The sequence below is a fragment of the Streptomyces virginiae genome, assembly GCF_000720455.1.
In the GTDB taxonomy this organism is placed as follows: domain Bacteria; phylum Actinomycetota; class Actinomycetes; order Streptomycetales; family Streptomycetaceae; genus Streptomyces; species Streptomyces virginiae.
In genome coordinates this window covers 1-1631 of the sequence record NZ_JOAK01000081.1, presented here as the reverse complement: position 1 = coordinate 1631, position 1631 = coordinate 1, and the positions used below count along the sequence as shown (strand labels likewise).

Here is a 1631-nt window from a genome sequence, read left to right as displayed (position 1 = left end):
TGAACGGACTCTGTCGCTGATCTTGTGATCGGCTGGTGGTCAGGTTCTGAGGAGGATCCGGGTTCGCAGGAGGTCGAGTTTGGCTCGGCCGTATCCGGCTCGCTTGATCAACTTGACGCGTGTGACCTGGCCTTCGACTTGTCCTGAGCTCCAGGTTGAGGAGAGGCCGGCGACGACGGCGTCCTGGTCATGGAGGAGGCCGCGGGCGAACTGCTGTAGCGATGCAAGGTCGCTGTTGTGGACCCGTTCGATCCAGTCGAAGAGGTCCTGGCCGCGTCGTTCCTGCATGAGGGCCGCGAAGTCTCGAACGTGCTCGACGGCCGTGTCGAGCTCAGGGCAGGCGGCCCGGACCAACTTGAGGCCGAGGACTTCATGCGACCGAAGCCGGTCGGGGTGCGTCATCACCCAACGCAGTGCCCGCCGCGGTTTGGGTAGGGCGGGTGCTGGAGGGGCGGTCTCGATGCCCTGCTTCAGCTGACGGATGTATCGGTTGACCCCCGTGCGTTCGCCGCGAAATCCCTGGTCACGGACTTCGCGGAAGAGCTGGCTGGCGTTGCGGCAGCCCTGGGTGAAGCGTTCGTAGAGGTAGGGCTTGTAGTCGTCCAGCAGGGTGCGGCGCTGGGTGACCTTGACCAGCAGTTGGTCAACGTCCGGTGTTTGGGCGTATCGGCGGACGGCATAGTAGTCCAGGTCGAGGTCCCGGCTGATGCCACGGAGGGATCGGCCTTGGGCGAGAAGTTCATGGACGCGGCGGTGTCGTTCGCGGATCCGTCCGACGATCCGGCGTGGGCGCCCGTTGACGTCGAGCGTTCCGTCCGGTGGTGCCACGGGAGCCTCCTCGCCAGGTTGCCTGGCGGCCTCGTGGCCGGCGCGGATGCAGGCGTAATGGCTGGTGAGGGTCCTCTCGACGGCTTTGGCGAGGTTGTTCCAGAGGTGCCACACGTCTGCGATCTGGACCGCTTGAGGCGCGGCTGCCCTGGCTGCCTCGGCGTAGGCGGAGGCCCTGTCGCGGCAGATGATCTCGACCTCCGGATGGCTTTCGAGCCACCGGGCGACCGTCGCGGCCTCCCGGCCAGGCAGGACGTCGATGGGCCGGCGGGCTTCGAGGTCGACCAGCAGCGTTGCGTAGTTGTGCCCCTTGAGCAGGGCGAACTCGTCCACCCCCAGGACCCGCACCGCGCCGGGTTCCTCGAGGTGAGAGGCGCGAAGAAGCCGTAGCAGGGTGTCCTTCGCCACCGGCATCCCCATCCGTCGGGCCAGGCGAGCTCCGGCCCGGCCGGCCAGAGCCTCTGCGACCCGCGCCAGCAGCTTGCGAAGGACCGGGGTGTGTCGGGCGTGAGGGCTGGTCAGTCCCGGTATCTGTTCGGCGAAGGTCACTGTCGGGCAGCCGGAGCTGAGGCACTTGAACCTGCGGACCACCAACCGGATCACCACCGGTGTGGTTCCCACGGCGGCGTCCGCCAGACGCCGTTCGTATCGGCCGTGCACCCGCCACGACAGCGACTTGCACCTCGGGCATCTCACCGCGTCGGCCCGGGCTCGCGTACGAAACGTGACCACACCCGCGTCCCGTGAGATCGACTCCACCACCACACCCGACAGATACGGAAACAACCGCACCAAACCCCCAG

At 67.2% G+C, this 1631-nt stretch carries 1 protein-coding gene; it reads right to left on the bottom strand.

The genetic code is table 11. The annotated features are described in order from the left end of the window. Nucleotides 1-39: 39 nt before the first annotated feature. On the bottom strand, nucleotides 40-1631 hold a 1592-nt coding region (locus IG86_RS0138030), incomplete at its 5' end, for an ISL3 family transposase (RefSeq protein WP_107056335.1).